Origin of the sequence: Nonomuraea sp. NPDC049129 (genome assembly GCF_040648495.1) — a bacterium.
Taxonomy (GTDB): domain Bacteria; phylum Actinomycetota; class Actinomycetes; order Streptosporangiales; family Streptosporangiaceae; genus Nonomuraea.
Genome location: NZ_JBEZDU010000014.1, coordinates 55,937 through 81,356 on the forward strand (window position 1 = coordinate 55,937; position 25,420 = coordinate 81,356).

Annotated in this window: 26 protein-coding genes; 12 read left to right on the forward strand and 14 right to left on the reverse strand. The window is 70.1% G+C overall.

The window, feature by feature from the left end:
- The first annotated feature begins 18 nt into the window (after positions 1-18).
- Complete coding sequence (locus tag AB0B64_RS36320; RefSeq protein ID WP_357953522.1) at positions 19-1,350, forward strand: serine/threonine-protein kinase; 1,332 nt, start codon at positions 19-21, stop codon at positions 1,348-1,350.
- A 60-nt stretch (positions 1,351-1,410) separates the two neighbouring features.
- The gene (locus AB0B64_RS36325; RefSeq protein WP_357953524.1) at positions 1,411-2,358 is read left to right on the forward strand and encodes a hypothetical protein; all 948 of its coding nucleotides are present in this window, start codon (positions 1,411-1,413) and stop codon (positions 2,356-2,358) included.
- 143 nt (positions 2,359-2,501) lie between these two features.
- Here AB0B64_RS36325 and AB0B64_RS36330 read toward each other — a convergent pair whose 3' ends face one another.
- The 3 genes from AB0B64_RS36330 to AB0B64_RS36340 form a co-directional block, all read right to left on the reverse strand.
- Positions 2,502-2,864 carry a DUF5130 family protein gene (locus AB0B64_RS36330; protein ID WP_357953526.1) on the reverse strand — a complete coding sequence of 121 codons (363 nt, stop codon included), beginning with the start codon at positions 2,862-2,864 and terminating at the stop codon, positions 2,502-2,504.
- A gap of 5 nt (positions 2,865-2,869) precedes the next feature.
- On the reverse strand, positions 2,870-3,160 hold the full coding sequence (locus AB0B64_RS36335; RefSeq protein WP_357953528.1) for a hypothetical protein: 291 nt from the start codon (positions 3,158-3,160) through the stop codon (positions 2,870-2,872).
- A gap of 365 nt (positions 3,161-3,525) precedes the next feature.
- The gene (locus AB0B64_RS36340) at positions 3,526-4,932 is read right to left on the reverse strand and encodes an amidase (RefSeq protein WP_358183150.1); all 1,407 of its coding nucleotides are present in this window, start codon (positions 4,930-4,932) and stop codon (positions 3,526-3,528) included.
- Between the two features lie 140 nt (positions 4,933-5,072).
- Here AB0B64_RS36340 and AB0B64_RS36345 point away from each other — a divergent pair, with 140 nt between their 5' ends.
- The 3 genes from AB0B64_RS36345 (at position 5,073) to AB0B64_RS36355 (ending at position 8,741) form a co-directional block, all read left to right on the forward strand.
- Positions 5,073-5,897 carry a nuclease-related domain-containing protein gene (locus AB0B64_RS36345; RefSeq protein ID WP_357953531.1) on the forward strand — a complete coding sequence of 275 codons (825 nt, stop codon included), beginning with the start codon at positions 5,073-5,075 and terminating at the stop codon, positions 5,895-5,897.
- A gap of 191 nt (positions 5,898-6,088) precedes the next feature.
- Complete coding sequence (gene ilvD / locus AB0B64_RS36350; protein WP_357953532.1) at positions 6,089-7,927, forward strand: dihydroxy-acid dehydratase; 1,839 nt, start codon at positions 6,089-6,091, stop codon at positions 7,925-7,927.
- Positions 7,928-8,246: 319 nt separating this feature from the next.
- On the forward strand, positions 8,247-8,741 hold the full coding sequence (locus AB0B64_RS36355; protein WP_357953534.1) for a WYL domain-containing protein: 495 nt from the start codon (positions 8,247-8,249) through the stop codon (positions 8,739-8,741).
- 100 nt (positions 8,742-8,841) lie between these two features.
- On the opposite strand, the gene AB0B64_RS36360 is transcribed toward AB0B64_RS36355, so the two are convergent.
- The 3 genes from AB0B64_RS36360 to AB0B64_RS36370 form a co-directional block, all read right to left on the reverse strand.
- Complete coding sequence (locus AB0B64_RS36360; protein ID WP_357953535.1) at positions 8,842-9,039, reverse strand: zinc ribbon domain-containing protein; 198 nt, start codon at positions 9,037-9,039, stop codon at positions 8,842-8,844.
- A 25-nt stretch (positions 9,040-9,064) separates the two neighbouring features.
- Positions 9,065-9,874, reverse strand: a complete 810-nt coding sequence (locus AB0B64_RS36365) for a GNAT family N-acetyltransferase (protein WP_358183153.1) — start codon at positions 9,872-9,874, stop codon at positions 9,065-9,067.
- A gap of 78 nt (positions 9,875-9,952) precedes the next feature.
- Complete coding sequence (locus AB0B64_RS36370) at positions 9,953-10,462, reverse strand: HNH endonuclease (RefSeq protein ID WP_357953539.1); 510 nt, start codon at positions 10,460-10,462, stop codon at positions 9,953-9,955.
- 278 nt (positions 10,463-10,740) lie between these two features.
- On the opposite strand from AB0B64_RS36370, the gene AB0B64_RS36375 reads away from it, so the two are divergent.
- Positions 10,741-12,804, forward strand: coding sequence for a prolyl oligopeptidase family serine peptidase (locus AB0B64_RS36375; protein WP_357953541.1), 2,064 nt, complete (start codon positions 10,741-10,743; stop codon positions 12,802-12,804).
- 49 nt (positions 12,805-12,853) lie between these two features.
- Here AB0B64_RS36375 and purU read toward each other — a convergent pair whose 3' ends face one another.
- The gene (gene purU, locus AB0B64_RS36380) at positions 12,854-13,705 is read right to left on the reverse strand and encodes a formyltetrahydrofolate deformylase (protein WP_358183156.1); all 852 of its coding nucleotides are present in this window, start codon (positions 13,703-13,705) and stop codon (positions 12,854-12,856) included.
- Positions 13,706-13,864: 159 nt separating this feature from the next.
- Between purU and AB0B64_RS36385 the strand changes: the two genes are divergently transcribed.
- The 3 genes from AB0B64_RS36385 to AB0B64_RS36395 are packed head-to-tail and all read left to right on the forward strand — an operon-like array spanning position 13,865 to position 15,913.
- Positions 13,865-14,794: an inorganic phosphate transporter gene (locus tag AB0B64_RS36385; protein WP_358183159.1), complete on the forward strand. Its 930-nt coding sequence runs from the start codon at positions 13,865-13,867 to the stop codon at positions 14,792-14,794.
- Between the two features lie 4 nt (positions 14,795-14,798).
- A complete protein-coding gene (locus AB0B64_RS36390; RefSeq protein WP_357953544.1) occupies positions 14,799-15,431 on the forward strand; it encodes a DUF47 family protein in 633 nt (210 codons plus the stop codon).
- 26 nt (positions 15,432-15,457) lie between these two features.
- The gene (locus AB0B64_RS36395) at positions 15,458-15,913 is read left to right on the forward strand and encodes an NUDIX domain-containing protein (RefSeq protein WP_358183161.1); all 456 of its coding nucleotides are present in this window, start codon (positions 15,458-15,460) and stop codon (positions 15,911-15,913) included.
- A gap of 7 nt (positions 15,914-15,920) precedes the next feature.
- Here AB0B64_RS36395 and AB0B64_RS36400 read toward each other — a convergent pair whose 3' ends face one another.
- The 7 genes from AB0B64_RS36400 to AB0B64_RS36430 form a co-directional block, all read right to left on the reverse strand.
- A complete protein-coding gene (locus AB0B64_RS36400; RefSeq protein WP_357953548.1) occupies positions 15,921-16,235 on the reverse strand; it encodes an MBL fold metallo-hydrolase in 315 nt (104 codons plus the stop codon).
- A 9-nt stretch (positions 16,236-16,244) separates the two neighbouring features.
- The gene (locus AB0B64_RS36405) at positions 16,245-17,027 is read right to left on the reverse strand and encodes a hypothetical protein (RefSeq protein WP_358183162.1); all 783 of its coding nucleotides are present in this window, start codon (positions 17,025-17,027) and stop codon (positions 16,245-16,247) included.
- Between the two features lie 71 nt (positions 17,028-17,098).
- The gene (locus AB0B64_RS36410; protein WP_358183164.1) at positions 17,099-17,554 is read right to left on the reverse strand and encodes a hypothetical protein; all 456 of its coding nucleotides are present in this window, start codon (positions 17,552-17,554) and stop codon (positions 17,099-17,101) included.
- A 22-nt stretch (positions 17,555-17,576) separates the two neighbouring features.
- The gene (locus AB0B64_RS36415; RefSeq protein WP_358183167.1) at positions 17,577-19,301 is read right to left on the reverse strand and encodes a tetratricopeptide repeat protein; all 1,725 of its coding nucleotides are present in this window, start codon (positions 19,299-19,301) and stop codon (positions 17,577-17,579) included.
- A gap of 195 nt (positions 19,302-19,496) precedes the next feature.
- On the reverse strand, positions 19,497-20,744 hold the full coding sequence (locus AB0B64_RS36420) for a DMT family transporter (protein ID WP_358183170.1): 1,248 nt from the start codon (positions 20,742-20,744) through the stop codon (positions 19,497-19,499).
- A gap of 227 nt (positions 20,745-20,971) precedes the next feature.
- Positions 20,972-21,493 (reverse strand): GNAT family N-acetyltransferase, encoded by a 522-nt coding sequence (locus AB0B64_RS36425; protein WP_358183173.1) that lies wholly within the window; start codon positions 21,491-21,493, stop codon positions 20,972-20,974.
- Positions 21,490-23,016 carry an XRE family transcriptional regulator gene (locus AB0B64_RS36430; protein ID WP_358183175.1) on the reverse strand — a complete coding sequence of 509 codons (1,527 nt, stop codon included), beginning with the start codon at positions 23,014-23,016 and terminating at the stop codon, positions 21,490-21,492. Before AB0B64_RS36430 ends, AB0B64_RS36425 begins: the two co-directional genes overlap by 4 nt.
- 302 nt (positions 23,017-23,318) lie before the next feature.
- Here AB0B64_RS36430 and AB0B64_RS36435 point away from each other — a divergent pair, with 302 nt between their 5' ends.
- The 3 genes from AB0B64_RS36435 to AB0B64_RS36445 all read left to right on the forward strand — a co-directional run bounded on the left by AB0B64_RS36435 (position 23,319) and on the right by AB0B64_RS36445 (position 25,417).
- On the forward strand, positions 23,319-23,603 hold the full coding sequence (locus AB0B64_RS36435; RefSeq protein WP_357644622.1) for a hypothetical protein: 285 nt from the start codon (positions 23,319-23,321) through the stop codon (positions 23,601-23,603).
- Positions 23,604-24,097: 494 nt separating this feature from the next.
- Complete coding sequence (locus AB0B64_RS36440) at positions 24,098-25,027, forward strand: mechanosensitive ion channel family protein (protein ID WP_357953561.1); 930 nt, start codon at positions 24,098-24,100, stop codon at positions 25,025-25,027.
- A gap of 9 nt (positions 25,028-25,036) precedes the next feature.
- The gene (locus tag AB0B64_RS36445; protein WP_357953563.1) at positions 25,037-25,417 is read left to right on the forward strand and encodes a globin; all 381 of its coding nucleotides are present in this window, start codon (positions 25,037-25,039) and stop codon (positions 25,415-25,417) included.
- Positions 25,418-25,420: the final 3 nt, after the last annotated feature.

Below are 25,420 nucleotides of genomic sequence, written 5' to 3' on the forward strand. Positions count from 1 at the left end.
GGTGTTAGCCTCGAAGACGTGCTCGGATCCGGGACCAGCCTCAACGATCGCTACACGCTGATCAGCCGCGTGGGCGGCGGCGGCATGGGCGAGGTCTGGCGGGCCACCGACACGGTGCTCGGCCGGACCGTGGCGGTCAAGGTGCTCATCCCCGCCCTGACCGAGGACCCGAAGTTCGCCCAGCGGTTCCAGAACGAGGCCAGGGCGATGGCCACGCTGCGGCATCCCGGCGTGGTCGACGTCTACGACTACGGCACCTCCGAGGTCGACGGGCGCCAGGTGAGCTTCCTGGTGATGGAGTTCGTCGAGGGCGAGTCGCTCGACCGCGTCCTGCGCCGCGAGGCGCTCGGCCCGGCGGCCACCATGCGGCTGGTCGCCGAGGTCGGCGACGCGCTGGCCGCCGCCCACGCGCAGGGCATCGTGCACCGCGACGTCAAACCGGCCAACCTGATGGTCCGGCCCGACGGCAGCGTGGCGCTCACCGACTTCGGCATCGCCCACTCGGTCTCCGCGGTCCAGCTCACGGCCACCGGCGCCATGCTCTGCTCGGCCGGCTACTGCGCCCCCGAGATGGCCACCGCCAGCGACGTCACCCCGGCCGTCGACATCTACGCGCTCGGCGTGGTCGCCTACCAGTGCCTGACCGGGCGGTTGCCGTTCGATGGCGACACTCCTGTCCAGATCATCTACAAGCATCTGCACGCCCCCGTCCCGGACCTACCCGCCGACGTGCCGCCGGGGCCGCGCCAGGTCGTGACGCGAGCGCTGGAAAAGACGCCGGACCGGCGCTGGCCGACGGCCACGCTGATGGCCGAGGCGGCGAGGAAGGCCCATGACGCGCCTGACTCGCTGGGCTCATCGGCCCTGCCGCCTACGCCGGACTTGCCGGACCTGCCACCCACGCCGGATTTGCCGCCGACGCCACGCGGCCGCCGCGCGCTGGCCGCCGCGCTGGCGGTGACCGTCGCGGTCCTGGTGACCGTGGCGGTCGCCGGGTCGGTGTGGATCCGCGACGACCAGGCGGCCGAGCAGAGCGGCAGCGTCCTGCCCCCCGTCACGACCGCCTCGAGCACACGCTCGACCCCCGCCACGCCGAGCAAGAAGCCGCTGGCGCCTCCGTCGAAGCGCTCCCCCACCGCGCGGCCGATCGTCTCCCGCACACCGACCGCCACCGCGACGGCCACCGCCCGCCCGACCGTGACCGCCCCAACGGCCACCCCGACCTCCGACGACCCCGAGCCGACAGACAAGCCCACCACACCCGAGCCGACGGCGCCCACGATCGAGCCACCGGTCAGCGAGCCACCGACCGACACCATCCAGTGCATCAAGGCGCCCTGCCACACGTAGCCGCCCTCCTGACGGTCTCGGCCGGACAGGCGACTATCCGGTCGTGAGTAGGGTGATCGGGTGGATACCACTCGCGATCTGCTCGTAGCGCTGGCCCGCCGCTACGCCTTCTCCGACCTCGGAGCACTGGCCTCATCCGAGGAGATCGCCGGCGTGTGCGAGTTCGGCAGCCGGCTGCTCTCGCTGGACGCCGAGGACTTCGCGGTCGAGGCGAAGGCCGTGCCCGCGGACCTGCGGCGGCGGGCACGGGCCTGCCACATGCCGCAGACCCCGCGCGAGCAGCCACGCGGCGCGCTGGAGTCGCTGCGGCCCGCCTACGGGCTGCTGCTGGAGGTCATCGCCGTCCGCTGGCAGCGCCGCGAGCTGAGCTCGATGATCGCCGCCGTCCACATCGCCAGCGAATACCTGCCGCTGCTGGCCTACGAGCCGCACCTGGGGCATGCCGGCGACCCCGCGCGCTGGCCCGCGGGGCTGAGCGCGCCGGGCAGCAGGTTCGGCGTGATCGGCGACCGCGAGTGCGACCACACCAAGTCCGAGCAGTCGGCCACCAACCGGACCCTGCGGGTGGCGAGCGAGCCGCCCGAGGGCTGGCGCGCGTACTTCGACCGGCAGCACAGCCAGGTGGCCGGCGCGATGGCCGTCTGCGTCGCCGACTGCCGCAACCCGTGCACGGCGATGCACTGGATCGACGCGGAAGAACGCGCCGACCTGCACGTACGGGCCCGCACCGCGCTGGCGTTCGCGGAAACGCCGCTCGTACGCCTGCGGCACGCGGCGCCCGTCGGCCACGGCTTCGGCGTGCCCTCGCCGGAAGAGGTGCTCGACGCCTGGCAGCGCAGCCGGTCGGCGCTGGACAAGAACGAGATCGGCTCGGCCGCGCTCCAGGATGACGGATTCCCGCTGCCCGGCCTGCCCGCGCTGTTCTCGGCCATCGGCCGCACCCCGATCGTGCCCGCCACGTTGCTGGCGGGCGTCAGCGAGCACGTCGCCGGCCTGCTCCAACGCTGACCTCTGGGCCTGGGGTTGCCGTTGCCCCCTGGGCCTGGGGTGGCGGGGGCACCCTGGAAGCCTCCAGACTGACCGCGTCGCCCGCCTCGCTTAGAAAGGCGGGGTGGGCGTCGCCTACCGCGGGGGCGCAGGCGACGCCCGATCTACCGCCTGGCGGTGGCCTGCTCACCCAGCATGCCGATGCCGTACAGCAGCCCGCCCACCAGGTCACCCGCGCTGAACGCCGTGGCCATCGACATGGCGGTCAGCCGGCACGCGGTGTCGGGCAGCCGCCGCCGGGCGTTCTCGCCGGTCACGATCTCCAGCGCCCGGCCGGCGACGTCCACGAAGATCAACACGGCCTCGTCGGCCTCTTCGCCGAGCGCGGCGTGCAGCCGCTCGGCGAAGTGCCGCCGGCCGCCCACCGGCGCGCCGAGGAAGGCGCCGAAGCGCAGGCCGCTGCGCCGCTCGGCGACGTGGAGCGCCTGCCTGATGTCGTCGGCCTGAGCCGAGGTCAGTCCGCGCATCGCCATCACCATCCCGCCGAAGCGCCGCCGACGCGCCTGCCGGGCTCGGCCGTCTCCGCCATCGCGACCCAGTCGGACTCGGGCGCCGGCGCCCAATGAGCGACCCGGTCGGCCAGCACCAGGCCCGAGGTGCTCACGCCGTGCTCGCTCCCGGACGGACCGCCCAGCCACACCGGGCCCGTCTCCATCCTCCGCGCCGAACCCCGCCCCGGCACCATGACCGCCAGGCTGATCAGCACGAACAGAGCGAGCGAAACCCCCAAGAGAAAAGCCAGAATCTCCAGCGCGCTGTCCACACCCAAGAACGTAATCCCGGTTCGGCTGTCCGGCCAGACCCGGTCGTGAGAGAGTCTGACTCAAGATCCCCCAGACAAGGTCAACTCAACTGTGGGATGCGATCCGAGAGAGCCGTCGAGCCGGGCCCCGATCAGGGCGGCCGTGCTGCCACAGGTGCAGATGCGGACGCGGACGCGGACGCAAGTGCAGATGCGGGCGCGGACGCATCTGCAGGTGGAGGTGCAGGCGTAGACCCTGGTGGTAGGGCGGAAGCGGGTGACGGCGCGGGCACAGGAGGGCCTGACCGGGTGGCGGCGCAAGCCCGCCATGGGCCGCTTCTTCTGCGGACTCGGCCCCCGACCATCACGCCAGCGGCACGACACGGCTACCAGATCGCCGGTCGCCGGTCGCCCCAGAAGCCGCCCCTGGCCGACTCGACCTGGGCCGACAGTGAGATCAGTGTGCCTTCGGCGCCCAGGCGGCCCGCCAGCATGACGCCGATCGGCAGCCCGTCGGCGGTCCAGTGCAGGGGCAGGTTCACGGCGGGCTGGCCGGTCACATTGTAGATCGCGGGGAAGGCGGCGAACCTCTTCATCCGCTCGAACGTCTCCTCGACGTCGTCCACGTCCTCGAACCAGCCCACCGGCCGCGGCGGCTGTGTGACCGTCGGCGTGAGCACCGCGTCATAGGCGTTGGTCACCGTGAGCGCCGCCCTGGTGGCCAGCTGCAGAGCGGCCTGAGCCTGCAGGAACGTCGGGGCAGGAGTGGCGAAGCCGTGCTCGCGCAGCCGCCTGGTGAGCGGCCGGAGAAGATCGACCTGGTCCTCGGCCACGGGGTGCATGCAGGCGAAGGCGTACCACATGACGGTGAACTGCGGCACGGTCTCCGGTCCGAACGGCGGCTCGATCTCGACGACCTCGTGGCCGAGTGCGGCCAGCGTCGCGGCGGCGGCCTCGTACGCGACGAGCACGTCCGGATGGACGTCGGCGCCGGGCACGACCGGCCGGGCGTAGCGGGCGATGCGCAGCCGGCCCGGCTCGCGTCCGGCGCACTCCAGGAACGTGCCTTCGTGCGGCGGCGCGAGGTAGAGGTCGCCGGGGTTGTTGTGCGCCATCACGTCGAGCAGCGCCGCGGCGTCGGCGACGGTACGGGCGAGGGGGCCGTTCGTCGACAGGCCCGCGAGGTCGGGGATGATCGGCGCGAAGCTGATCCGGCCACGGGTGGGTTTGATGCCGAACAGCCCGCACACCGAAGCCGGGATGCGGATCGAACCGGCCCCGTCGCTGCCCTGCGCGGCCGGCGCCAGCCCGGCGGCCACGGCCGCGGCGGCGCCGCCGCTCGACCCGCCCGCGGAGGTACGCGGATCCCATGGCGAGCGAGAGGGCGGCGAGAGGGCGGTCTCGGTGTAGCAGGGCAGGCCGAACTCCGGTGTCGCGGTCTTCCCCAGCATCACCGTGCCAGCGTCACGCAGGCGCTCGACCACCGTGTCGTCCACCGGGGCGACGAAACCCCGGTATGTCGACGACCCGAACATGATGGGCACGTCCTTCACCAGGTTAAGATCCTTTATGGGGATCGGCACTCCGGCGAGGGGTCCGTCTGGCAGCTCCTTGGCCAGACGGTGCGCCTGTTCGAGCGCTCTCTCGGCGGTCACCGTCACAAACGCACCCACCTGTGGATCGATTCGCTCGATCCGATCGAGGTAGTGCCGCGTGAGCTCGACCGGCGAAATCTCCTGGTCACGGATGGCTTGCGCCTGCTCGAGCGCCGAAAGCTCGTGAAGTTCTCGCACGCTACCGCACACTAGGCATCTCTAGAGAAGAACGTAATAGATACCCGGAAAACGGGCGTAGAACACAGTGAGCTGGGCCATAAAACTATGGACAAGGCAGCACTAGGAATCGACAAGAACCACGGGCTACGGTGAGTTACGTGGACTCCGACCATCAGCGAGAAGACGGTCACAACTCCTCACCCATCTGGGTGAGTGACCGACCCGAAGGCGAGCCGGCCCCCGCGAAGCAATCGGCGCCCACGTCAACCTACGCGCCCATCGAGCGCGCGTCGTTGCGCAGCCTGCTCCAACAGCCACGCTTCCGCCGCATGCGCAACCGCGCCCTGCTGGCGATCCCCGTCGGCGTGGTCGTGGGCATCCTCGTGGGCGACTGGCGGGTAGGCGTGACCGCGGGCGTGATCGCGGCCATCCTCGACACTGTCTACCGAGCGCGGTCCAACTCGACCGTGCCGGCCTGGCGCCGTGCCTCCATCGCGGAGCGCCGCACCGAGGCCCAACTGCGCAAACTCGAACGCAACGGCTATCGCACGCTCCACGCGCGGGCGATACCGGACAGCGAGGCCCAGATCGACCACCTCGTGGTGGGCCCGACGGGCGTCTACGCGGTCGACTCCGAGAAGTGGGACAAACGGCTGCCCGTACGCGTCCAGATGGGCAAGAAGCTCTTCCATGGGCCGTTCGACATGAAGCCACGTCTCACCGAGGCCAAATGGGAGGCTTCGCGGGCCAGCGAGCTGATCAGCGAGGCCTACGGCAAGGAGATCTCCGTCGTGCCCTCGCTGGCCATCTACGGGCCGCCCGTGCCGTGGAAGATCATGACGATCCGCGGCGTGGACGTCTATGAAGGCGGCCGTGCCCGCAAGTGGATCACGAAGCGAGAGCGGGCGCTCACCAAGGCCGAGATCGACCGCCTGCACGACATCGCGGCCCAGGTCCTGCCCGCGAGATACGGCGAGGGCTGACCGATCCAGCTCTGAAGGCACGCCCGTCGACAGTTCCGACGGGCGTGCCTTCGGCAGTTCCGGAGGCACGCCCCGCGTGGGCGGGATCCACCCAGCTCGCCGCCGTACGCGTTCCGAGCCGTGGACAGTTGTCTCAGCAACCGGGCAAATGGTCGTACGATGTGAGGACTCGCAACGATGGGAGAAGTTCAATGCCCGCCCTCAGGTCTCGTACGGTCACCCATGGCAGGAACATGGTCGGCGCCCGCGCCCTCCTCCGGGCGACCGGCGTAGCCGGGAGCGATTTCGGCAAGCCCATCATCGCCGTGGCCAACAGCTTCACGCAGTTCGTGCCGGGCCACGTTCATCTGCGCGACGTCGGCGACGTGGTGTCCGCCGCGATTCGCGAGGCGGGGGCGATCCCGCGTGAGTTCAACACGATCGCGGTCGACGACGGCATCGCGATGGGCCACGGCGGCATGCTCTATTCGCTGCCGTCGCGCGAGCTGATCGCCGACGCCGTCGAGTACATGGTCAACGCCCACTGCGCCGACGCGATGATCTGCGTCTCCAACTGCGACAAGATCACGCCGGGCATGCTGCTGGCCGCCTTCCGGCTCAACATCCCGACGATCTTCGTCTCGGGTGGGCCGATGGAGGCGGGCAAGACGCCCGGCCGCAAGCTCGACCTGATCGACCCGATGGTCGCCGCCGCCGACAGCAGCGTCTCCGACGAGGATCTGCTGGAGATGGAGGAGAACGCCTGCCCGACCTGCGGGTCGTGCTCGGGCATGTTCACCGCCAACTCCATGAACTGCCTGGCCGAGGCGATCGGCCTCGCGCTGCCGGGCAACGGCACGATCCTGGCCACGCACAAGGCGCGCAAGAACCTGTTCGAGGACGCCGGGCGCCAGCTCGTGGAGATCACCCGCCGCTACTACGAGGACGGCGACGAGTCGGTGCTGCCGCGCTCGATCGCCACCAGCGAGGCCTTCGAGAACGCGATGGCGCTGGACGTGGCGATGGGCGGCTCGACCAACACGATCCTGCACATCCTGGCCGCGGCCCGCGAGGCCGAGGTCGACTTCGGGCTCAAGGAGATCAACGAGATCTCCCTGCGTGTGCCGTGCCTGTGCAAGGTGGCTCCGGCGACGAACAAATACCACGTCGAGGACGTGCACCGCGCGGGCGGCATCCCGGCCATCCTGGGTGAGCTCGACCGCGCCGGGCTGCTCCACCGCGACGTGCCGACGGTCAACGGCGCCACGCTCGGCGAGACGATCGCCGCCTGGGACCCCCAGTCGCCCACGGTGCGGCCCGAGGCCCTGGAGCTGTGGCACGCGGCGCCGGGCAACGTCCGCACGGTCAAGCCATACTCGCAGGACAACCGCTGGGACTCCCTCGACCTCGACCGGGCCGAGGGCTGCGTGCGCGACCTGGCGCACGCCTACAGCGCGGACGGCGGGCTCGCGGTGCTCTACGGCAACATCTCGCGTGACGGCGCCGTGGTGAAGACGGCCGGGGTCGACGAGTCGATCTGGAAGTTCAGCGGGCCGGCGGTGGTGTTCGAGTCGCAGGAGCAGGCGGTCGAGGGCATCCTCGGCGACCGGGTCAAGGAGGGCGACGTGGTCGTCATCCGCTACGAGGGGCCGAAGGGCGGGCCGGGCATGCAGGAGATGCTCTACCCGACGTCGTTCCTCAAGGGCCGGGGCCTGGGCAAGGCGTGCGCGCTGGTCACCGACGGCCGCTTCTCCGGCGGCACGTCCGGGCTGTCGATCGGGCACGCCTCTCCGGAGGCGGCCGAGGGCGGCATGATCGCGCTGGTCGAGGACGGCGACACGATCGAGATCGACATCCCCAACCGGTCGATGGAGCTCCGGGTCCCCGAGGCCGAGCTGGCGGAGCGCCGTACGCGCCTGCTCGCCGACCTGGGCGGCTACCGGCCCCGCGACCGCAACCGCCCGGTCAGCGCCGCCCTGCAGGCGTACGCGGCCATGACGACCTCGGCCTCCACGGGCGCCTCTCGCGACCTCTCCCAGCTGTCGCGATAAGTTTCTTTTACGGCAGGCACGGTGGGCCCCACCCGCCGTGCCTGCTGGGGTCTGTCCAGGGGCACGCTCCTCCGGTTCACCGGCTGAGCGCCGTGACGTGCGTCTTGCCGGCCATGGCTTCCGTCAATGGTCGGCCGTGGCTTCCGCCCGCGATGGCGTGCGGCTTCCGCCGGTGGGGACGTTGCGGTTCCGTCAGTGTGGCCTGCGGGTTCCGTCAGTGGTGGCGTGGCGGCTGAAGGGCCTTATCCGTTCGATACAGGGTGCTTACCAGCCGTACAGGCTTTCGAAAACTGTCGGTGGTCGTCTCTATTGTGGGGGTATGGCTACAGGCGTGAACTCCCACACTCGCCCGCTGACCACCGCCGAGATCGCTGCCCTCGCTCTGTCCCTCGCTCATCTGGGGTCCGGTCCGCAGGCCGTCACCGCCAGGCGCGGTCTGCAGCACGCGCTCGAGCACCTGGAGCTCGACGATGATGTCATCGCCACCACCCTCACGACGCTCACCGAGCCGCTGCCCGTGGACATCGCGTCGCGGGCCAGGCTCATCGCGGACGCCATCACCAGCAGGCTGATGATTCGTCTGCACTATCGGGATGCTTCAGGACATGTCACGGCTCGGGATGTCGAACCGGTGACGTGCCTGGTGCATCGCGAATACTGGTATCTCGTCGGGATCTGCCGGATGCGGCGGGCCATCCGGGCGTTCCGGTTCGACCGGATTCTCGCGGTCGAACCGACGCTGACCCCGTCCCGGCCGCACCTAGCGGACCGGTTCCTGCCGTTCCAGCGACGCAAGCGGGCTCGCGCCGCCTAAGAAGTGCCCTGCCGGAACCCGTCGCGCCCCAGCTGTTGGCGCGGCGGGTCGGCCTGATGGCCTGCGGCATCGCGGGGCGGCTTGGGCGGCCGGTGAGGCGTCAGCCGCAGCAGCCCCCGCCGCAACAGCCACCCGAGCTCGGCGCGGCGGCGCCGCCGGTCATCGCGACCGTGGAGAGCAACCTGACGGTGTCGTCGTGCCCCTCGGGGCACGCGGCCGCCTCGTCGGAGGCGGCCATCGGACGGGTCACCTCGAAGGTCGACCCGCAGGCACGGCAGCGAAAGTCATAGCGCGGCATGCCCCCAAGACTACGGCAAACACGGCTACGGCAAAGATGCGAAGGTCACCTGGGCGTAGTCGTAGACGGGCTCGTAGCCGATCGACCGGTAAATGGCGTTGCTCGTTGGATTGGCCAGGTCGGCGAAGAGCACCACCTGCTCACAGCGCATCTCCAGCGCCACCCGGCTGGCGAACGCGGTGACCGCGGCGCCGTACCCCCGTCTGCGGCAGGACGGCGGCGTGTATACCGGCCCGACGCGGCAGACCCCGCCCGCCGCGGGCGACAGGGCGGCCATCGACACCGGGACCCCGTCCACCTCCCACATGAACAGCTGCCGCCCGGCCAGCCGGTGCTCGACCTGCTGGACGGGATCCCCGCCCACGCCCAGACCCACCTCCTCGCCGAACGCCTGGAACCAGGCGACCAGCAGGGGAAAGTCGGCGACACCCGCCAGGCGGCCGTGGCCGGCCGCGTCGGGGACGATCAGGGTGCCGAGGCGGTAGAGGCGCTCCGACAGCACGGAGCGGGGCTCGCCGAGCACCTCGGAGAGCGCGCCGGTCAGCTCCAGCGGGCCCAGGACCTCCGTGATCTCGCCCCGCCACGCCGTGACCAGCGACGCGATGGACTCGACCGGCATGCGGGCCAGACCGATCGGATGCGGCGGCGTACGGAAGACCGCCCCCCGGACCTCGCCGTCGGTGGTCCACCAGCCGAAGGAGGCGTCATCGGCGGGCATCCCGGCGCGAATGTTGGCCAGCACCGTCAGCGGCACTGTGTTGCCCACGGGGTCGGCCAGCAGGAACGCCTCGGCGGCGCTCGCGTACTCCTCGACGTCGGTGGTAAAGGTCCACATGCCCTGGAATCCTGCCAGGAGCCGTGAAGCACGACAAAGACATTGCAGGCCCGGATCCCAGGGATCCGGGCCCGAAGGTCAAGCAGCCGCTTCCAGGTAGGGCGCCCATTGGGGATCGCCGACGAGCGAGGCGCCGATGAGCCGCCAGTGAGCGCCCCGTGGCACCGCCGGGGCGACGCGCAGCGTCCACCCCAGCTCCTCCAGGAACTTGTCGGCCTTCCTGTGGTTGCACGGCGTGCACGAGGCGACGCAGTTCTCCCACGTGTGGGGGCCGCCCCTCGACCGGGGGACGACATGATCGATGGTCTCGGCCCGCAGGCCGCAGTAGGCACAGCGGTAATCGTCGCGCCGCATGAGCGCGGCCCTGGTCAGGGGGATGCGAGACCGGTAGGGAATACGGACGTATCTGCGCAGCCGGACCACCGAGGGCACCTCCAGCGTGCACGTCGCGGAGCGCAGGACCGCGCCCCCGCCGTCACGGTGGACGATATCGGCCTTCTCCCGCAGCACGAGCACGATGGCTCGGTGCAGCGACAGAGTGGTGAGTGGCTCGTAAGTAGCGTTGAGCAGCAGGACTTGGCGCGTCATCGGGCCTCTCCCTGCTGCATGGGTATCAAGGGGGACATGCCGTGGCATGTCCCGGCTGTCGGCCCCTCCTGGGGCACTGGTGCTTCCGTCACGTGGACCTCCGCCGGACGGTCCAGCGGATGGTCACCACGGCACCGTCCTGTCACCAAGTCTGACGTTTACCGCGTGGTCCCCGCCACCCCATAACCCCCAGCCGGAATGACCAGAGGGACGCACGGTACGTTTTATGCCCACTTCACCAGGGCTTTACGCGCCCTGCTTGGCAGTAAGGTTCGGGCATGACGCGAGAGCCCTACCCCACAGCACGCCGCGAGGAAAGCGCCGAGATTTTGCACGACACTCCCGTCGCGGACCCCTATCGCTGGCTTGAGGATCCCGACAGCCCGGAGACGCAGGGATGGCTGCTCGCGCAGGCCGACCTGTTCAAGCGGCAGAGCAAGCCGCAGCGGTTCGGGGACCGCATCGCCGAGCTGCTCAGGTCGGGCTCCGTGGGGGTGCCCGCGTGGCGCGGCGACCGCCACTTCTTCAGCCGCCGTACGCCGGACCAGGAGCACGCGGTCTACTACGTCGCGGAAAACGACGAGTCCGGCGGCACCGAGCGGGTCCTGATCGACCCCATGGCCATCGACCCGTCGGGGCTGACCACGCTCGACGCCGTCCAGCCCGACAAGGAGGGCCGCCTGCTCGCCTACCAGATCTCGGTGGGCGGCAACGAGGAGTCGGTCCTCTACGTCATGGACGTGGCCACCGGTGCCCGCGTCGAGGGCCCGATCGACCGGTGCCGCTACTCCCCCATCGCGTGGCTGCCCGGCGGCGAGGCGTTCTACTACGTACGCCGGCTGCCGAGCACGGAGCTGCCGGAGAGCGAGTCGCAGTTCCACCGCCGCGTCTACCTGCACCGCGTCGGCACGTCCACCGAGGACGACGTGATGATCTTCGGCGAGGGCCTGAAGATGACCAACTACTACGGCGTCTCGGTCTCGCGTGACGGCCGCTGGCTCCAGATCTCCGCCAGTGAGGGCACGGCGCCGCGCAACGACCTGTGGGTGGCCGACCTGACCGCCTCCTCACCCGACAGCCCCGACCTCCAGGTCGTGCAGGAGGGCGTGGACGCCCAGACGGGGTTCTCGTTCGGCCGCGACGGCAGGCTGTACATCCACACCGACCGCGACGCGCCGCGCGTCCGGATCTGCGTCACCGACCCGGAGACGCCCGGCTTCGACAACTGGCGCGACCTGATCCCAGAGGACTCCGAAGCGGTGCTGGCCGACTTCGCGATCCTCGACGACCTCGAACGCCCGGTCATGCTGGTGAGCTGGACCCGCCACGCGATCAGCGAGATCACGGTGCACGACCTGGCTACCGGCGAGCGGATCGGCGAGGTGCCCACCCCCGGCCTCGGCTCGATCGGCGGCATCGCCGAGCGTCCCGAGGGCGGCCACGAGGCGTGGTTCGGCTACACCGACAACACCACCCCGCCGACCATCCAGCGCTACGACGCCAGGACCGGCGAGACCACGCTCTGGGCCGCCTCACCGGGCGTGGTGGACGTGCCGCCGGTGCGTACCTCCCAGGTCGTCTATCAGTCCAAGGACGGCACCGACGTCCGCATGCTGGTCATCTCGCCGGTCGACGGCGACGGGCCGCGCCCGACCATCCTGTACGGCTACGGCGGCTTCGGGCTGTCCATGACCCCCGGCTACTCCGCCTCGGTGCTCGCCTGGGTGGAGGCGGGCGGCGTCTACGTGATCGCCAACCTGCGCGGCGGCGGCGAGGAGGGCGAGGACTGGCACCGCGCCGGCATGCTCGGCAACAAGCAGAACGTCTTCGACGACTTCCACGCCGCGGCCGAGCATCTCATCGCGACCGGCGTGACGACCTCCGAGCAGCTGGCCATCTCCGGCGGCTCCAACGGCGGGCTACTGGTGGGCGCGGCGCTGACGCAGCGTCCCGAGCTGTACGCGGCCGTCGCCTGCTCCGCGCCGCTGCTGGACATGATCCGTTACGAGCAGTTCGGGCTGGGCGCGACCTGGAACGTCGAGTACGGCTCGGCCGCCGACCCCGAGGGGTTCGGCTGGTTGTCGGCCTACTCGCCGTATCACCAGGTCCGCGAGGGGGTGGCGTACCCCGCGACGCTGTTCACGGTCTTCCAGTCGGACACTCGCGTGCACCCGCTGCACGCGTGGAAGATGTGCGCGGCGCTGCAGCACGCCTCCACGGGTGAGGGGCCGATCGTGCTGCGCAACGAGACCGAGGTGGGCCATGGCGCCCGTTCGATCAGCAGGTCGGTCGATCTGTCGGCTGACACGCTGACGTTCCTGGCCCGGCACACCGGCCTGTAGCCGAGACAGGCCTATAGCCGAGACAGGCCTGTAGCCGAGAACAGGAGCGTCAGCGGGGGAAGATGACCGTCCGGTGGCCGTCGAGCAGCACCCGCTGCTCGGCGTGCCACTTGACGGCCCTGGCCAGTGCCACGCACTCCACGTCCCGCCCGATCGCCACCAGGTCCGCCGGGGAGTGGCTGTGGTTCACCCGGGCCACCTCCTGCTCGATGATCGGCCCCTCGTCCAGGTTGGACGTGACATAGTGCGCCGTCGCGCCGATCAGCTTGACGCCCCGATCATGCGCCTGGTGGTAGGGCCGGGCACCCTTGAACGACGGCAGGAACGAGTGGTGGATGTTGATCGCCCGCCCCGCCAGCTTCTCGCAGAGGTCCTCCGACAGCACCTGCATGTAGCGCGCCAGCACCACCAGCTCCACCTGGTAGTGCTCGACCAACGCCAGCACCTCCGTCTCCTGCCGGGCCTTGGTCTCGGGGGTGACGGGCAGGTGGTGGTAGTCGATGCCGTACGACTGCGTCAGGGGCCGCAGGTCGGGGTGGTTGGACGCGACGGCGACGATCTCGATGTCCAGGGCCTTGGCGCGCACCCGGTAGAGCAGATCGTTGAGGCAGTGGTCGAACTTGCTGACCATGATCAGCACCCGCGGCTTCCTGGCCACGTCGCGCAGCTTGATCTCCATACCGAACTCCGGCGCCAGAGCGGCGAAGGCCGCACGTAGCTCGTCCTCCGGCAGCGGCGCCGCGAACTGGACCCGCATGAAGAACCGCTGCGCCTCCCGGTCCCCGAACTGCTGGCTCTCGATGATGTTGCACCCGTGCCCGGCCAGCAGCCCCGATACCGCGGCCACGACACCGGGCCGGTCGGGACAGGACAAGGTCAGGATGTATTCGGCAGAGCTCATCGTTTCACTCTCACGGACAGAAGATCACGGGGTGGCTTCCGGTTGACCTGGGCAGACTACCTCTCAGCGGCGGACTCCACATCGCCGTCCGGCCGACGGGCAGCGCATGCGGAGCGCCTCACCCGCTAGGCCGACCCAAACGGGATGGAGTGCCCGCCTTTGGAAGCTTCCGTACTGATCGCGATCGCCTGTGTGTTCGCGTTCGTGTCCGGGATGAACGACGGCGGCGCCCTGCTCGCGACCGGGCTCAAACTGCCCGCGATCCGTCCGGCGGTCGGCACCCTCACCCTGGTGGTGCTGATGGCGTTGGTGCCGCTGGTGACCCATCAGGTCGCGCGGACGTTCGTGACCCGGCTGGCCACGTTCCAGGGGCCGGGCGCGAAGATCGCGATGTCGATCGCGGTGGTCGCCGCGCTGAGCGTGGTCATGGCACTGAGCGCGAAGGGCCTGCCGACCAGCCTCACCCTGGCCGTCGTCGGCGGCCTCACCGGGGCCGGTCTGGGCTGGGGGCTGCCGGTCTCGGCCGGGTCGGTCGCCCAGGTGCTGGCCTTCGCCCTGGCCGCGCCCGTCGTGGGCGGGCTGCTGGGCTGGCTGGTGATTCGGCTGCTGCTCCTGGTGACGACCATCAAGGGGCTCCCACGCTGGCACTGGGCGGGCTTCCTGCTGCAGACCGTCGCCTACTCGGCCAACGACGGCCAGAAGGTGCTGGCCGTCCTGATGGTCGCGGGAAGCTTCTCGAACGCGCCGCTCCCTTACACCTCGCTGGTGGCGGTGCTGTTCGGGTTCGGCACCGTGTACGGCCTGCCCAAGGCCGGACGCACGCTGGGCCGGGAGCTCATCGTCTTCCGCCCCCTGCACGGCGTGACGGCCGAACTGGCCTCGGGCCTCGCGGTGATCGGCAGCTCGGCCCTGGGTATGCCGGTGAGCATGACCCAGGCCATCGCCGGCGGGCTGATCGGCGCCGGGGTGGCACAGGGTGCCGGCCGGGTCCGCTGGCACGCCGCCGTCAAGATCGTCGTCGCCTGGGTGCTGACGCTTCCGATGAGCGCGCTGGTGGCCGCGCTCGCGTCGTACGCGGTGAGGGGGTGACGGCATGAAGCGGTTGCGAAGGGCCCAGGCGCTGCTGTCAGGACGCATGGACAGCGCGCTCACCGAGGCCCTGCTCGGTCAGCTGGCGGCGACCAAGGAGGGCGCCTGGCTGGCGATGGCCATGATCGGCGGGGAGGTGGGCAGGACGGGCGCGCACGAGAAGATGCGGGTGATCGAGCACCTCGGCGACCAGGAGCGGCGCACCCTGGTGGAGGAGCTCAAGTCGGCCCTGGTCACCCCGATCGACCGGGAGGACCTCTACCGACTCTCCCGCTCGATCGACGACGTCCTGGACTCGCTGCGCGACTTCGTGCGCGAGTCGCACCTGTATCGGGTGCCGGACCAGCTCCGCTTCGCGCCGCTGCTCGACCAGGTCATCGAGGGCATCGACGCCCTGGAGAACGCCGTCCGCGACCTCGCCGCCCGCCCCGCGGCCGTGCTCCATGACGCGCTGGAGGCGAAGAAGACGGGCCGGTCCATCAGGCGCATGTACCAGTACGAGATCGCCCGCATCTTCTCGGGCGAGCTGACGTCCGACGCGATGAAGCAACGTGAGCTGGTGCGCCGCCTGGAGATCGTCGGCATGGCCATCGGCGAGGCCGCCGACGCCATCGCCGACGGTTCCATGAAACGCTGACCGCGGTACGTGCGTGAGGAGGCCGCGTGGAGTCCCACCAGATCAGCAGTGACCGTCCGGCCGCGCGGGTGGTCTGCGTGGACGCCGAGGGCCGGGTGCTGCTCGTGCGATGGCATGACCACGTCAGTGGCGAGGCGATCTGGGAGCCGCCGGGTGGCGGGATCGACCCCGGCGAGACGCCCCTGGAGGCGGCCGCCCGGGAGCTGACCGAGGAGACCGGCCTCCCGGGGTCGGCGGTGCGTGATCAGTGGGTGCCCGTCCATCGGGACTTCACCTGGCTCGGTGTGCGGTACGTGAAGACCGAGCCGTTCTACCTGGCCCGCTTCCCCGGGAAAGCCCCCGAGGTGGACCCGGGTGAGCTCACGGACGAGGAGGCTCGGGCCTACCTCGGCTACCGGTGGTTCGCCGCCGACGAGCTGCCGCACGGCGTCGAGCCGCCCGAACTGGCCGAGGTGATCGCCAAGCTGACGGGACCGGCCTGACGGACGGTCACAGGTCCAGTGTGAGGCCACCCGTGGCCACGGCCAGCTCGCCGTCATATGTCCGGGCAGCCGCCGCCAGCGCGGGCTCGGGCGGGCTGTCCGGCCACAGGTGGGTGAGCACCAGCCGGGCCACACCGGCGCGAGCCGCCGTACGACCCGCGTCGAGGGCACTCGACAGGTAGGGCGCGTCCTCGTCGGGCACCTGTTCGGGATAGGTCGCCTCGGCCAGCAGCACGTCGGCGTCCCGGGCCAGCTCGGCCAGCTCGGGGGCGGGCCCGGTGTCTCCCGTGTACGCGACCACCCGGCCGCCGCCGGTCAGCATATAGCGGGCTCAGGACGGATAACGGTGGCCCAGCTCCGTCAGCGTGGCCAGCATCAGCCCGCGCAGCAGCTCGCCCGCCACCTTCTCGTGCTCGCCCTCCACCGACTGCCCTTCGTTCACCCGAGTCTGGTAGACCTCCCGCTCCCCCGGGTCGGTGTAGGGCTGCGCCGTCATCCCCACCACGACCGTCGCCCGGGTGCCGCCCCTGGGGAGCACGGCCACGGCATGTGTGCGCAGGCAGCTCTCGTCCGGCGCGCCGTACCAGCCGCACTTGATCCCGGCCTCCGGCGAGCTGAGCGCCTCGCGGGTGCCGAACGCCTGCTGGCCCGAGACCTGGCGCATCCAGTCGAGGACCGTGCCCGCCACCGGGTCGCCGGCGGCGGCGGTCTGGGCGAGCGCCGCGTAGGCGGTGGCGACCTCGTCGGCCGCCACCTCTACCGAGCCGAAGCGCGACGGATCCCCGTTGGGCGGCGCCCAGACGACGCCCGTGCGCTGATAGATGTCGTCCAGGATGACCCGTGGCCCGACCGCGAGCCAGAGGTTGAGCGTGTCGGCGTTGGACGAGACGACCACCGCCGGCTCGGCGTGCCGGCGCCAGCGCTCGGCGTCGGGGATGTGCGCGGCCGCCACCCACGCGTACAGCGGCTTGAGCAGCGAGGCGCAGCGCAGCCGGGCCAGGCCGGAGCGGACGCTCACCGCGCGGGCGGGCGGGCCACCGTAGCCACGCCTGATGCCCGCCGCCTGAGCGCTGGCTCCTTCCTGGAGGTCGCGCAACTGCTCGTCGAAGGCCACGGGTCCACCGTAGCCGTAGGAGGGCTCTGCCAGCGCCCTTCGTGCCACTCCGCGTCCGGCGGGTCGCCGGATCAAGGGCCGCGCCACCACCAGGCCACCACGATCGCGACGAGCACCAGAGCCGGGACGCCGAGCGACACGAGCAGCCGCCTCCCCTTGGCGACCTCCGTGTCCGTCGCGAAGGCCGCCACGGCACCCGCCATCGCGAACGCCACCGCCGACATCACCACGTGGGCGAACCTGGACGACGAGGACGGAAGCACCTCACCCGCCACCCTCAAAACCATCAGCATGGCGGCCGTCACCCAGGCCACGCGAAACCCCGGGCGTACCTCCACCCGGTTGAGCACCACGGCCGACAGGGCGAACGTGCCCACGCTGATCACCAGGAGGGTACCGAGCGCCGGAGGCAAGCAGTTCCACGCCTCACAGCCGACGGCCGTCCATCCGATGCGGGCGGTGGCCCACCAGAGAACGCCCAGGGCCGCGTAGACCGCCGCCGCCCTGGCCGCCCGTTGCTTCGACATGTCCTCCATACTGGCCGATGCCCTACAGGCTGGCCGACCGGAGACGGGCCGCCCGCTCGTCGTCGGCCGCCGCCTCGGCCGGGTGGCCGAGGGCGCGATGGACCACGGCGCGGTTGTCGTAGAGGGTCGGCTGCTGGGGTTCGAGCGTGATGGCCTGCGTCAGGTCGGCCAGCGCGCCCGCCCAGTCCCCCGACTCGTACCGCAGCACGCCGCGGTTGCCCCAGGCCGACGCCAGCTCGGGCGCCGCGCCGACCGCCAGGTCCAGCGCCCGGCGGGCCTCGCCCAGCCGACCGGCCGCGGTATCCAGCTGGCCCAGCACGACCAGCAGGTACGGGTTGCCCGGCGACTGGCCGAGCCCGATCGTCACGTCGGTCCTGGCCTCCTCGTCCCGCTCCAGCATGGCCAGCAGGCCCGCCCGGTTGATGTAGGCGTCGAGGTAGTCCGGGTCCAGCTCGATCACCCGGCCGAGGTCCGCGAGGGCACCGTCGAGATCGTCGCGTACGACGCGCAGTTCGGCCCGGTTGTAGTACGCCTCGGGCAGCGGCGGCCCGGCCCGCATCGCCCACTCGTAGTCGGCCAGCGCCTCCCCGTGCCGCCCGAGCCGGAAGAGCAGGTTGCCGCGGTCGAGGTAGTAGTCGGGGAACATCGGGTCGATCGCGATGGCCGCCCCGTACTCCTCCAGCGCCTCCTTGACCCGCCCGAGCGAGGCCAGCAGCTGGGCGCGGTTGGCCAGCAGCACCATCCGGTGCACCGGGTGCCGCTCACCCAGCTCACGGGCCAGGTCGAGGGCCGAGTCCACCAGGGCGAGCGCGGCTTCGGGACGGCCCTGGCGCAGCTCGATCAGCGCGAGCCCGTTGCGGTCGAAGCCGAGTTTGAAGGCGCGTTCCATGGGGTCGGGCAGCAGGCTGGAGATGGCTATCGCCTGGTTGATCCAGCCCGTGGCCCGGCCCAGGTCGCGCTGGGCGGCGTCGTGGTGGCGGGCGTCGAGCATGGCGGTGCCGTACGCGCTGGCGGAGTGGACGGCGGGATCCTGGCTGGAGCGGCGGGCGGCCTCCCACAGCACGCGGGCCTCGAGCGTCTGGCCGAGCGCGCCGAGCGCGGTCGCGGTGCGCTGCGCGAAGAGCCACCATCGGTGGCTGCCGGGCTCGGTGCGCGCGAGTCCGAGCTGGCCCAGCTCGACCAGCGCGTGCAGGAAGCCCTCCCTCGTGCAGCGGTCGACGAGCTCCCACAGCTCCTCGGCATCGCGCGAATCCTCGGGAGGCTCCGGCCCACCGGAGTAGACCATGATCGTCAGGATGTCCGGCGGGATCCTGCGCATCAGCACGTCGAGCAGTTCGGCGTCGGTGGGATCGGCCGCGTCGGCGTTGCACACGGCCAGCGTGCGGCCGGGCGGCACCACCGCGCGGACGAACTCCGCGATCCCGTTGGCCAGCCGCAGTGAGCGGCGCGGCGCGGGCACCAGAATGCGCTCGTCCTCGGACAGCCCCGCGTCCAGGGCCATCCTGCGGAGGGGCACCCGGTCACACAGACCGGGTGCCACTGCTCGGATCTCGATGTCATGGGCCGCCACGAGCTCCTTGGAGCTGTCCAAGGCGGCGGGGACCAGGTGGTGCAGCAGCGCGGATCCGACGGTGTAGGGGCCCAGGGGCCGTCTGTGCCCGTCGATCACCGGCATCAGCAGGTGTACGGCCTCCCATCGGTCGGGCGGGGCCCCCTGAGCCCTGAGATGGGATCTCCCCTCGATCACCCCTTATGTATGACGCTGGAGGTCCCGGCGAGCCTCGCGGTGCCAGGCTTGCGGACGGCGATGCGCTTCATGATGAACCTCTCACTTTGGGTTTACTCACCATTATCGGACACCTCAGCGAATATCAAGATTTCTGGCGAATAAGTGAGCGGTCAATCAATAAGAACCCCTGGTTTTTTGACTGCGATTAGTGGCCTATTGGGACCGAAACCAGCGGGAGATTGACACCGACCTCTTCTGTCCAGATTCCTCGACCAACGCGCACAAACAACGGCCGACGAGACCATCCGACGGACAACCGTGGTGAGAAAGGTTCTTCGCTCGGACGATGTTGGTGGCCTGCTCCATCAACCGATCGAGACTGGGCTCCCTCGCCCCCTTGTGCGAGCCGTCGTTCCACGGGCATGCCTCGGGGCGCGCGCACGCGGTCTTGGCGGGGTACGACACGGCGCGCCGCTCCAGCTTCAGCGGATCGTCCCGCTTGATCTTCAGGTCGGCCAGCACCCTCCTGGCCCTCCTGGTCACCACGACCAGGGCCCGGTCGCCCACCTCTCGCGGCGAGCCCCTGCCGGGCACGGCCAGCAGCATCGCGGCCGCCATCAGCCCGCCGCCCACGACCATGCTCAGGCCCACCTGCTCGTGGAACCAGATCACCGCGATCGCCGTCACCCACAGTGGTTGGGACGACATCAGCACGGCACTGGGGATGGCCGGCACGTGCGCCTGGCCGTACGAGCGGGCCAGGAAGCCCAGAGCGCACGAGACGACGGAGAGGTGGGCGAGTATCCCCCAGTCGGGCAGGGTGGCCGGCACCGCGAACCCGTCGCGCACGGCCAGCACGCCGGCCATGGCGCCGATCGTGGCGAGCTGGATGACGGTGAGCGCGTAGGCGTCGAAGACCTTCTCGCCGCCAGAGAGCCGCGAGAGGAACAGCGTGTGGCCGGAGTAGAGAGCGGCGGCACCGAGCGTCACCCCGAGCGCGAGCAAGGAGATCTCCCGGTCCTCCGTGCCGCGCATCAACGTGAATACGGTCATGCCGGCCAAGGCGAGTCCCACGCCCACCCAGACCCGGCGGAGCACTTTGGCCCGGAACACCACCAGGGCCAGGATCGGGGTGATGACCACGTTGCACCCGACGGCGAACCCCGAGACAGCCGACGGGAGACTGTCGAGCGCGATGGCCTGGGCGCACTGCCCGACGCCGAACATGACCCCCAGGATGACCCCGTTGACCCAGGTCCCCCGCGGCAGGCGCCGGAGGCAGCGCGGCCGGAGCAGGAGGAGGGTGAGCGCCGCGAGGAGATATCGCTCGGCGAGCAGATCCTCGACGGGTAACCGGAGGATGAGATCTTTCATCAGCGGGAACGCCGACCCCCAGGCGGCGCTGACGAACAACAGGAGCACGGCTCCCAGGAGGGGCCGGGGAGCGGGCACAACGGCCATGCCAAAAAGCATCTCACTACAATCAGCAGCCATCGGTGTACAGGCAGCAGCCGGAGATGTTCCTCTACCACCGAGAGGAACGAGCCTCACCCGCGGGTACGTACATCCCTATCCGCAGGAGTCCCCAGAGCACCATTTCCGTCACATCCGCTCGCCCGGACCGACCTCGCGACTACGGAGTGTGCCTGCCCGCGCACTTCGGCCCGGGCAGGCACAGGGTTATGGCACTACGATTCGAGCGCGTCGGCCGACTCGATGACCCGCCGGCGGTCACCCTCCTCCGGCACCAGGCTCTTCTCGCCATAGACGACGACGAGGTCGCCGACCTGCCGCCGGGCGATCTCCCGCCAGCCGTGGCGCTCATACAGCGCCAGGGCGGCCCCCTGGTTGAGCGTCGTGTCTCCGCGGACGTGGTGGAATCCCAGCTCCACCGCCCGTTCCTCCAAGGCCCGCAGCATGGTGGCGCCGAACCCGCGCCGCTGGAAGCCCGGATGGACCCGCAGCCGGCACACCTCGGCCGTCTGCGAGTCGATGGGTCTCAGGCCGCCCATGGCCACGACCCGCGAGCCGAGCTCGCCGACGAGGAAGTCACCGCCGCACGCCAGGTAGAGCTCCTGGATGCGAGGGAAGTCGTCGTCGTAGTAAACACCGTCGCCCGGCGCCAGTCCCACCTCGGCGAGGCAGATCCGGTGCAGGGCGAGGATGGTGTCGAGGTCAGACCAACGATAACGTCGGATCTTCAGCTTCATGCACTCCCTTCCCCGGTGGCCAGCTCAGAAGGACGCAGTTCCTCCAGGAACGCGGCCAGGTCGGGATGATTCGCGTCGCGCGCCTTGATCGCCTGTGCGAGCGCGACAGCCGGGCGCATGATGAAATCGGTGCGGTATTCGGGGCCGAGCAGGCGCATCGCCGCCCTGCCCATGGCGATGGCCTCATCGACGTCCCCCTCGATCAGGCGGCACTGTGCGCGGTCCAGCCTGATCAGCGTCTGGTCGATGATGTGATCTTGATATTTGTCGAGTGCCTGGTCGAGCACCACCTCGGCTTCGAGGGTCTGTCCGAGCTTCGTGAGCACGTCGCCCTGGTAGAAGTAGAGCTGCCGTTCGGTGTAACCGAAGGCCATGTCCTCACGCTCGTGCGATTTCATGTGCGAGAAAGCGTTCCTGGCCCGCGCCAGAGCGCGTTTGGCCTGGTCGACGACCTCCTTCTTACTGTCGACGCCCGAGATCATCGCCAGCGCGCGGGCCTCGACGACCGGCGCCATCGCCTGCGCGGCGCACGGCGTCTGGCCGGCCAGGTCGCGGCTCTTCTTGGCCAGGTTGAGCGCCTCGCGGGCGTCGCCGTAGTAGAGCGGGACGAGCGCCTCACGAGCCGTCACCCAGGCGCGCAGCGCGCGGTCGCCGGTCTCGTCGGCGGCCGTGCGGCCGGTGCGGAAGAAGGAGCGGGCCAGCCGGTGGTCGCCGAGGTTGATCATGATCATGCCGCTCAGCCCGGACAGCTGCGCGGCCATGCGGCACAGGCGCTCCTGCAGGTCGATGGGCTGGCGGCAGGACATGGCGCTGTGGACGGCGCTGAGTTCGAGCAGCACGTCGCACAGCAGCCGTAGCGGCGCGGTGGTGGTGTATTGGCGCCCGAAAGCCAGCGTGGCCTCCTCCCACTGATCGAGCATGGCGGGAGAGACGGTGGCCGACACCAGCATGGCGTCCATCCGCCGTCTGATGCCCTCGCAGGCGCCCAGCACCGGGCCCTCGAACCTACCGGCCTGGGGGCCGTTGGACAGCATGTTCAGCAGCGTGCGGCGCAGGATGTTCTCGTCCTCCTCGTCGGAGGGGGCCGGCGTCGTCTTCTCCGGCGGCACCAACAGCTCGCGCTGCGGGCTCGCGGCGGGGAGTCGCTCCTTGAGGTCGGCGGCGACCACCCCGGGCATCCGGTGGCCGTGGCCACAGATGCACGGCCCTTCGTAACCGAGCGCGCCCGGCTCGACCCGGTAGACCGTGCAGAGGTAGTGGAGATATTCGGGGCCCGGCCGCTTGAGCCCGCTCTCGTAGGCGGACAGCAGGGTTTCGCCGATGCCGGGCTGAGTCTTGCCGTCGCGCTCGAACAGGGCTCTGACCTGCTCGATGACGTCGGCCAAGGCGATGCCGTACGAGAGGCGATGTCCCTTGATCCTGGTCGTGCCGAACTGGGGCCCACAGTGCTCGTGGATCTCCTCAGCGATCTGAGCGGAGGTGCGCCCGGTCGCGAGCCCTCTGGCCCGGATCCGTCGCGCCATCTCCGTCTCTCTGTGCTGCCTGCCGGACATCCCGGCCCCTCTCACGCAAGTCCCGTCGGTCCGAAACTGCTAACTGAGCGTAGCGTTAAGGTCGCGCTGCGCCTACCAATGACTATGGCGCATTGATGAGGGGTTGGAAACGCCTTCTTGGAGGTTCCGGTTAAGGATCGTCCTCCGGCGGACTGTTTCTTATCACCTATGAGTGAGAACCGGCGCCCCGTGAGCAGAAACCTCGCGTTGCGCAGTCCGTTGACTTGAGTCATCTTTGGCCCACCAGCAACGATTCAAGGGAGGGACGAAAGGTGGGGGACGACAACTTCGGGCACCTGGAGCGTTTGGTGTCAGAACTCGACGCTCGCGGGTTGCTCGCACGAGTAGTTCGGACCCAGAACGGGCGGGTGTTCGTCCGGGTGATCAACCCGAACGCGACCAGCCTGACCGAGAGCGTCACCTGCCGGCCCACTGCGGTCGCCGAGCTTCCGGACTGGTGGTACTGCTGGTCCTGGGGTGAGCGCATGCATACGGCCGACGACCCGGCTGGTGCGGCGACCAAGGTCGCACGCGTACTCGCCGCCGTGGGGGAATGATGACGCGGTGGTCCGGGTGGAGCGCAGCCACCACGGCTCACCGCATCCATGGCGGCTTCTCGGAGCCGGCGGGGTGGTCGGTGCGGAGGGTCTCCTGCACACGGCAGGGGCTCTGGCCATCCCGCCGGTTCCGCTTCTCGCGGGACTCGTGCTTGTACGGCCAGCCAGCCGTACACAGGAGATGCCCTCCAGGTCCGCCTGGAGGGTGTTCGGGGGACCCCTCCCGGAAACGGCTTGGGACATGCTTCCGGGTGTGTGTCCCAGCCGAGCCGTACGTCACCGGAGCGTCAGGCCTCGCCCTCCGCGGCCCAAGAGGCCTGATGTCCCCGTCTTCCCCGGCGTGATGTGACTGCGGCCGGTTCGGTCGGCGGTATCTTTTTGAGCGTTCCGCTCGAAAAGTCCGTCGACCGAACCGCTTCCGGAAGGGGACCCAACCAGTGTTCCTGCTGGCAACGCCTACTACTCCTCCGCCGAGTCCCCTGGACCCGTCGAAGATGATCAGCGATGTGGGTGCGGCCTGTGAGAAGGACACGTTCCTGTGCGGGTTCCTGCAAGCCTCGCTGCCTGTAGGTTTCCTCGCCCCGCTCATCGCCACGCTCATCACGGTCATCCTGATCCTGGTGCTCGCCCTCGTCGTGCGGAACATCGCCAAGCGCCTGATCACCCGGGTGGTCAGCCGCGCCGCCACCGGCGGCTCGATCACCGGCCGGTTCCGCAGGTCCGGCGCCGCGACCGAGGGCATCGACGCCCTGCTCCACGAGCGCCGCAAGCAACGCGCCGAGACGATGGGCTCGGTGCTGCAGCACATCGCCTCGATCGTCATCATGGGCACCGCCGTGCTGACCGTGCTCGACCGGCTGACGATCCCCATCGCTCCCCTGCTCACCAGCGTCGGCATCCTCGGCGTGGCGATCGGCTTCGGCGCGCAGGAGCTGGTCAAGGACTTCATCGCGGGCATGTTCATGCTGCTGGAAGACCAGTACGGCGTGGGCGACGTGATCGACTCGGGCGCCGCGGTCGGCACCGTCGAGGCGGTCACCCTGCGCGTCACCAGGCTGCGTGACGCCGACGGCCGCGTCTGGTACATCCGCAACGGCACCATCACCCGCATCGGCAACGAGTCACAGGGCTGGTCGCGGGCCTACCTCGACGTCCCCGTCGCCTGGAACACCGACGTCACCACCGTTAGAGCCATACTGGAGCACGTGGCCGAGGAGATCTGGGCCGACACCGACTTCCGCGAGACGCTCATCGTGGAGGAGCCCTCCGTGTTCGGCGTGGAGCAGCTGTCCGACAGCTCGGTGGTGTTCCGGATCTCCGCGAAGACGCTGCCGTCCAAGCAGGCGCAGGTCGCACGGGAGCTCAGGCTCCAGGTCAAGTCCGCGCTCGACGCCGCGGGCATCCCCATGGTCGCCACCGCATAGGCTTGTACGGTGACTGAAACCTCCTTTTACGAGGCCGTCGGCGGCGAGGAGACCTTCCGGCGACTCGTACACCGCTTCTATGAGGGGATCGCGCAGGATCCGCTGCTGCTCCCGCTCTACCCGGAGGAAGACCTCACCGGGGCCGAAGACCGGTTGCGGGGGTTCCTCATCCAATACTGGGGTGGCCCCACCACCTACAGCCAGGAGCGCGGGCACCCGCGGCTGCGGATGCGGCACAACCCGTTCGTCATCGGCGAGGCCGAGCGCGACGCCTGGCTGCGGCACATGCGCGACGCGGTCGAGTCGCTGGAGTTGCCGCAGGAGCAGGAGACCAAGCTCTGGGACTACCTGGTCTACGCGGCGCACAGCATGGTGAACTCTCCGACATAGCGG